The following is a 6,404-nucleotide window of genomic DNA, read 5'->3' on the forward strand; positions in this document are numbered from 1 at the left end:
CCATGCCCTTCGAACTCCACCCGCGCCTCGCCAAAGGATGTCATCCCCTTGGAATGCGGAATGGATGCCACGTCCTGCTCAAGGACAATGCCTGCTTTCCATGGATGCTCGTCGTGCCGGAGACAGAAGAAGAAGATCTTCATCTGCTTGAAAAGGCCCAATACGACGAGGTGATGCTGACTGTTAGAGACGTCTCGAAGTTCGTTTCAGAACACTTCCATCCCGAAAAACTGAATGTCGCCTGCATTGGCAACATCGTCAGGCAAATGCACATTCACATCGTCGGTCGCTCGCAGAATGATCCCGCCTGGCCGGAAACCGTCTGGGCATGCGATGCCAGGAAAACCTATCAGCAAGAACAAGTCCGCTCGATACGTGAAGCGGCACGTTCCTTCCTCCATCTCCACTGATCTCCATGAAACTCCAACAAGGCCAGCTCTGGAAAAAGGGCGGGAAATACATCCGCATCGTCAATTGGGCGCGCCTCGACATCGACTACAAGATCATCACCGACCTCGAAACCGGCGAGGGAACCTTTCATGAGCTCAGCAAAAAGGAATTCTGTCGCCTGCTGAAGGATGCCGAGTTGATCGAGCCCGCACCCTGAAGAAACGAGATGACCATGAATCGTGCGTGACCAGGCACGGTTTCAAAGGTTCTCAGCGTGGTATATTAGGTGATTGATGCCCTCAATCACGGGCAATCCCATGCTTGTTCCAATCGTCGGCCAGTCCCGACAAAGCCCACCCGCGTCTCTCCAAGCAGGATGGTTTATTATAATCGCGGAGCATGGGGACCATGTTAGAAAGGATACGTAAATTCCCACGTCATCCTCATGAACAACCCCATCATCCTCTGGTTCTTTTTTGGAGCTCTCATGATTCTCGCCGAGTTCATGGTTCCGGGAGTTGTCATCGTCTTTTTCGGTGTCGGCGCCCTATTCACCTCATTGACAACCTGGCTCGGTCTGACCGAATCGCTGGCCTCCCAGACCGTCATGTTCGGGGCCAGCTCGATCGTCCTTCTGTTCTCACTCCGCCACCTCGTCAAAAGCTGGTTCGTCGGCAAGAGCGACGACAAGAACGGAGACCTTGATGACGACTTCACAGGCCGAGAAGCCATGGTCACCCGCGATATTCCCGGCCCGGGACTGGATGGGCGAATCGAGATCAAGGGCTCCGAATGGAAAGCCCGTTCCGAAGCCACCATCCTTGCCGGCACGATGGTGATCATTGATGGCCGCCAAGGTCTCACCCTGCACGTCCGCAACCGCTAAACTTCTCAAACCACAAAGACCATGAAATCCAACTATCTGATCCTCGCTGCTTCCGACAATGAAATGGCCGGTGTCGCGATCGCCGTCGTCACCGTCCTCGTCGTGATCATCATCCTCTTCAAGACAGCCCGCGTCGTACCCCAGCGTCAGGCATTCGTTGTCGAACGTCTCGGCAAATACCGCAAGACGCTCGAAGCCGGTTTTCACATCCTCGTCCCCTTCTTCGATCGGGTCGCCTACAAGCATTCCCTAAAGGAAGTGGCCGTCGATGTGCCTTCTCAAATGTGCATCACAAAAGACAACATCGCCATCGAGATCGATGGTGTCCTCTACATGCAGGTCCTCGATGCCAAGGCCGCATCCTATGGCATCGAAAACTACTACTTCGCCGCTTCCCAGCTTGCCCAAACGACGCTGCGCTCCGAGATCGGCAAGATCGAACTCGACCGCACCTTCGAGGAACGCGACACGATCAACGCCCAGGTCATCCTCGCCCTTGATAAGGCCTCCGAGCCCTGGGGTCTGAAGATCACCCGCTACGAGATCGCCAATATCAAGCCCCCGCAGTCGGTGCAGGATGCGCTCGAAAAACAGATGCGCGCCGAACGCGAACGCCGTTCCCAGATCGCACTCTCCGAAGGCCAGCGCGAAGCCCTGATCAATGTTGCCGAAGGCGAAAAACAGGAAGCCATCAAGATTTCCGAAGCCAAGAAGCTCGCGCAGGTCAACGAGGCCGAAGGCAAGGCACGCGAGATCGAGCTCCTTGCCACCGCCACGGCCGACGGCATCAACCGCATCGCTGCCGCCATCCAATCCCCCGGAGGTCAGGCCGCCGTGAACCTTCGCATCGCGGAGCAGTATGTGAAGGAATTCGGAAACCTCGCAAAGGAAGGCAACACCCTGATCGTTCCGCAGAATCTCTCGGACATCGGTGGCACCGTCGCCTCTCTTGCCAAGATTCTCGATGGCAGTAAAAGTAGCGGCCCGGGGCCCGCAAGCCCCGTGACCCCTCCCCAACTGGCATGACCACCAACCATGGCTGAAGTCCACGCCAGGCTCCATGGCCTGCTTGCAAGTGCGGCACCCGTCGGTCTGATCATTCGACGAGGGCCGTCGAAGCAGGCGGCAGTGATCCACTGGGACCGCGAATCCGACACCTTTCAACTCGGCCAGTGGTTGAAGGGAAGGATCTACGAGAGACGTAGTGATCTTTCTCCCAAAGGCGACTACTTCATCTACTTCGCCATGAACGGGCACTGGGATGCAGAATCCCAAGGAGCGTGGACCGCCATTTCGAAAGCTCCCTATCTCAAAGCCATCGTGATGCTACCGAAAGGCGAGTGCTGGAATGGAGGTGGCTTTTGGACCGGTGAACGCTCCTATTGGCTGAACGACGGCTACGGCCACAGCGAACTTCGGAATACCACTGAAGTGAGACGCGACGCGGACTTCACGCCGAGTCTCAACTTCGGCGGCGAATGCCCTGGCGGCTACTACCCCCGTCTGCTTCGTGATGCTTGGACGATGCTTGACTCGAAACAACCGGGTGGATCGGTGAAATTCCATAAGGAGCTCTGGGACGGCTGGGTGCTGGAAAAGACCGCCCACGCCCAGATCAACAAGCACCCGGGGCGGGGCTGCTACTGGGACGAGCACCAGTTGCTCAACACCCGGAGCGGCGACACCATCGGTGCCACTGACTGGGAATGGGCGGATCGTGACCGCGATCGACTGGTCTGGGCGCAGGGAGGTAAACTCTGGACGGGCCATCTCAATCGTCAGGGGCTCTCGAAAAAGATGGTGCTGCATGACTTCAACTCCATGAAGTTCGAGGCCCTCAAAGCGCCCTATTGAGGCAGCGCGCTTCCTACTCCCCGCGAGCTCTCCGAACCCGGGCATTGCGGCCGTCGGCTGCCGCCCCTAGCATCATCCCGGATGGAAGCCGTCGATGAGCCCAATGACCACGAGCCAACCAAGCGGCAGTGGGTCGGCTTCTGGAGCATGATCGCCCAACAGACGCAAAACGCGTTCAACGACAAGGCCGCCCAGTTCATTCTCGTCCCACTCGGCGGGGCGGTGGGTTTTACCCTTTTCAAGGTCCCGGTCGAATCATGGGCCGGAGTGATGATTGCGCTTCCCTTCGTGCTCTTCGCCCCTCTCGCCGGCTGGCTGAGTGACCGCTTTTCCAAGCGTGACGTGATGGTCGGCTCGGCCGTCGCCCAGCTTGTCATTCTCACCTGGCTCTGCGCTTCGATTTTCTATCAGAACATGCCGCTGGCCCTCTGCGGCTTTTTCGCCCTCGCCATGCAGTCGGCCTTCTTCAGCCCGGCAAAGATCGGCATCAATAAGGAACTCGTCGGCTCACGGCACCTTGGCTTTGCCGCCGGCATCCAGCAAATGATGGCCATGCTCGCCATCCTGGCAGGACAAATGGCCGCAGGCGTCATCTACGACTCGAACTACGCCTCGGCCGGAGGCACTCCAAGTGTTGCCTGGCAGGCAGCGATGATTCCCTTGCTGATACTCGCAGCACTCGCCGTGCCCTCGATCATTTTCTCAATCATCATCCCCCGCACCCCGGCTCAGGGGGCGGAAAAACTCCGTCCGGGCCTCGCGGTTCAGCACTTCAGACATCTTGGCGACCTCTGGAGCGACCGCCGGCTCCGACAAGCTTCTTTTGGCGTCGCCTTCTTCTGGGGCTTCGCCTCCTTCATCAACCTCTGGTCCGTCAAACTGGCCAAGACGCTCACCGACGGACAAGAAGGTTTTGGAACCCTCTCCTCATGGTTCATGGCCGCGGCGTCCCTTGGCATGGTCAGCGGCTTCGGACTGGCCTCCTTTCTCCTCCGACGCCGGATCGAACTCGGTTGGGTTCCCGTCGCCGGCGTCGCCATGACAACCTGTGCGCTTGGACTCTCGTTGATCAACCCGAAGGGCACACTAGATCTGCTAGATGCGGCCAGGGACGGCTGGATCCCGGTTCTCAAAGCCCTCGCCGTTCCCAGCTCCGCCGCCTTCCTTTGGGGGCTGGCATTACTCGCCTTTTTCGCCGCCATTTTCCTCGCGCCACTCAATGCCTGGATGCAGGACCGCTACCCGGCGGCCAAGCGCGGTGAACTGCAATCCGCCGTCAACCTCCAGGACTGCATGTCCGGCATCATCGCCGTTGGCCTTGTCGAATTGATACCGGTCCTGCTGCGCTTGCTGAATCTCTCCGAGACCCTCATTCCGCGGATCGAAATCGGCCTGCTCAGTGTCGGCTGCGGGTTGATCACCTGGTTCATCATCCGCCTGATCCCTTCGCAGTTTGTGAGGGTCATCGGGCTGACCTTGATCGGCACATTCTACCGCATCCGAGGAGTCGACACCGACAAGCTCCCGAAAAAGGGCGGAGTGCTGCTCCTGCCCAACCACATCAGCTGGGGCGACGCTTTTTTCCTCACCGCCGCCAGCCCACGCCCGATCCGCTTCGTCATGGAAGGCGCCTTCATGGCAAACCCCGCCATCCGCGCGTTTTGCAAGCTCTTCAACACCGTCCCCATCTCCACCAGCAAACCGCGCGAAGCCCTCAAAATCGCCGCCAATGCCATCAAGGACGGCCACGTCGTCTGCATCTTCCCCGAAGGCCAACTCAGCCGCACCGGCACCCTCCAGGAACTCAAACGCGGCTGCGAAATCATCGCCCGCCTCGCCAACTGCCCGAGCGTCCCGGTCTACGCCGATGGCTCGTGGGGATCCATCCTCTCCTTCGAGCGCAATCGCTTCTTCACCAAATGGCCGCGACGCATCCCATTCCGCATGCGTGTCGCCTTCGGCAACCCTCTAACACCCGAAGAAGTCTCACTCGACCGCGTTCGCCAAAGCCTCCTCGATGCCGCCGCCGCCAGTCTCACCGACCGTATCGCTCACTCTAAAACCAACGAACCCCAGGCATGGGCCAACGGCTACCAACTCGGCCAGATCAACGGCCTCCAACGCCGCAAGCCCTACACCGTCATCGCCGATGACCCCTGCGTTGAAACACTCATCGGCCTGCGCCACTTCGCCACCATCTTCAAGTCCAAGCCTACGACCAGCGCCACCATCCAGTGGCTTGGAGGCAACAAGCTGCGCAAGCACATCGCCGCAAGCGGACCACCCGCCGAGAAGTCGGTCTTCTTCGATTTCAGCGACGACGCTCCAACACCTCTCGAAATCGAAGGCTGGCTTCACTGCCCCTGCCTCGCCATCGACGGCATCATCATCGCCATGTCGGTCCCCGACCCGAACCAAGCCCACCCCGACAGCCCTCACCAATCGGGCCACAAACCCGGCTCCCACGGCCTCCTCCTCCCCGGATTCTCTTACCGCGAAGAAGACGAACGCATCCACCTGACCGGCCCTGCCGCCGGCCCGGAAGGAATCCTCCTCCCTCCATCCACCCACATCGACGAAAGCGGTTTCCTCTTTCTTCCCCACAAGGGGTAGTAACTTCAGTCGCACCCCCTTCCCAAAGCCCCACAACATTGACAGCAATGCTTTCAATGCTAGCATTCTTTCATGAGCACGACTTTGACGATTCGAAATCTTGATGAGGACGTGAAGCGCAAGCTCCGCCTGCGGGCCGCAAGTAACCAAACCTCGATGGAAGCAGAAGCGCGGGCCATCATCGCACGAGCCGTGAACGAGCCCGAAACGATCGCTCCGCCACGCACTCCTGAGGAAATGCGAGTACGCCTGGAAGCTATTCGAGGGATTTGGAAAGATCGAGCTGGAGGCCGAAGCACCGATGAAATCATGCGTGAACTAAGGGGCGATGACTAGCTCCAGCGCCATTCTTGTCGATACCAACGTACTCTTGGATCTCACTGAAAAGGACGAACAGTGGGCAGACTGGTCGCAGGATCAGATGAATCGCTATGTGGGACGCTTGGTGGTAAATCCGATCATCTATTCGGAGCTGTGCTACGAAGCGGGTAGGGTTGAAGATGTCGATGCAGTCCTCATCACATTGGGCTTAGGCTAGAGCCTGTCCCACAGCGCCGATCCTAGGCGCTGTATGGCTTGAAGGTTGTTAGGAAAAAGGCATGAGAGGCGAATATGCCTCCCATGCCCGAAATTCGGGGTCTATAAATTGGTTTACCACAAC

At 58.6% G+C, this 6,404-nt stretch carries 8 protein-coding genes; all 8 read left to right on the plus strand.

Annotation, left to right across the window (positions count from 1 at the left end; genetic code table 11):
• The first annotated feature begins 2 nt into the window (after positions 1-2).
• The 8 genes from WBG04_RS09560 to WBG04_RS09595 all read left to right on the plus strand — a co-directional run bounded on the left by WBG04_RS09560 (position 3) and on the right by WBG04_RS09595 (position 6,281).
• Positions 3-410, plus strand: coding sequence for an HIT family protein (locus WBG04_RS09560; protein WP_424314188.1), 408 nt, complete (start codon positions 3-5; stop codon positions 408-410).
• 5 nt (positions 411-415) lie between these two features.
• Positions 416-607: a hypothetical protein gene (locus tag WBG04_RS09565; RefSeq protein WP_424314189.1), complete on the plus strand. Its 192-nt coding sequence runs from the start codon at positions 416-418 to the stop codon at positions 605-607.
• Between the two features lie 228 nt (positions 608-835).
• Entirely contained in the window at positions 836-1,276 is a 441-nt protein-coding gene (locus WBG04_RS09570) for an NfeD family protein (protein WP_424314190.1), read from the plus strand.
• Between the two features lie 63 nt (positions 1,277-1,339).
• Complete coding sequence (locus WBG04_RS09575; RefSeq protein WP_424314196.1) at positions 1,340-2,302, plus strand: SPFH domain-containing protein; 963 nt, start codon at positions 1,340-1,342, stop codon at positions 2,300-2,302.
• Between the two features lie 9 nt (positions 2,303-2,311).
• The gene (locus WBG04_RS09580; protein ID WP_424314191.1) at positions 2,312-3,130 is read left to right on the plus strand and encodes a hypothetical protein; all 819 of its coding nucleotides are present in this window, start codon (positions 2,312-2,314) and stop codon (positions 3,128-3,130) included.
• An 81-nt stretch (positions 3,131-3,211) separates the two neighbouring features.
• Positions 3,212-5,743, plus strand: a complete 2,532-nt coding sequence (locus WBG04_RS09585) for an MFS transporter (RefSeq protein ID WP_424314192.1) — start codon at positions 3,212-3,214, stop codon at positions 5,741-5,743.
• 72 nt (positions 5,744-5,815) lie between these two features.
• Entirely contained in the window at positions 5,816-6,079 is a 264-nt protein-coding gene (locus tag WBG04_RS09590) for a FitA-like ribbon-helix-helix domain-containing protein (RefSeq protein ID WP_424314193.1), read from the plus strand.
• Positions 6,072-6,281 carry a PIN domain-containing protein gene (locus WBG04_RS09595; RefSeq protein ID WP_424314194.1) on the plus strand — a complete coding sequence of 70 codons (210 nt, stop codon included), beginning with the start codon at positions 6,072-6,074 and terminating at the stop codon, positions 6,279-6,281. Before WBG04_RS09590 ends, WBG04_RS09595 begins: the two co-directional genes overlap by 8 nt.
• Positions 6,282-6,404: the final 123 nt, after the last annotated feature.

The sequence above is a fragment of the Haloferula sp. genome (assembly GCF_049672945.1).
GTDB lineage: Bacteria > Verrucomicrobiota > Verrucomicrobiia > Verrucomicrobiales > Akkermansiaceae > Haloferula.

Excerpts from the sequence above, each read along its gene's own strand:
- WBG04_RS09560 (WP_424314188.1), top strand. The coding sequence starts at position 3 with ATGCCCTTCGAACTCCACCCGCGCCTCGCCAAAGGATGTCATCCCCTT.
- WBG04_RS09575 (WP_424314196.1), top strand. The coding sequence starts at position 1,340 with ATGGCCGGTGTCGCGATCGCCGTCGTCACCGTCCTCGTCGTGATCATC.
- WBG04_RS09590 (WP_424314193.1), top strand. The coding sequence starts at position 5,816 with ATGAGCACGACTTTGACGATTCGAAATCTTGATGAGGACGTGAAGCGC.
- WBG04_RS09585 (WP_424314192.1), top strand. The coding sequence starts at position 3,212 with ATGGAAGCCGTCGATGAGCCCAATGACCACGAGCCAACCAAGCGGCAG.
- WBG04_RS09580 (WP_424314191.1), top strand. The coding sequence starts at position 2,312 with ATGGCTGAAGTCCACGCCAGGCTCCATGGCCTGCTTGCAAGTGCGGCA.
- WBG04_RS09595 (WP_424314194.1), top strand. The coding sequence starts at position 6,072 with ATGACTAGCTCCAGCGCCATTCTTGTCGATACCAACGTACTCTTGGAT.
- WBG04_RS09570 (WP_424314190.1), top strand. The coding sequence starts at position 836 with ATGAACAACCCCATCATCCTCTGGTTCTTTTTTGGAGCTCTCATGATT.
- WBG04_RS09565 (WP_424314189.1), top strand. The coding sequence starts at position 416 with ATGAAACTCCAACAAGGCCAGCTCTGGAAAAAGGGCGGGAAATACATC.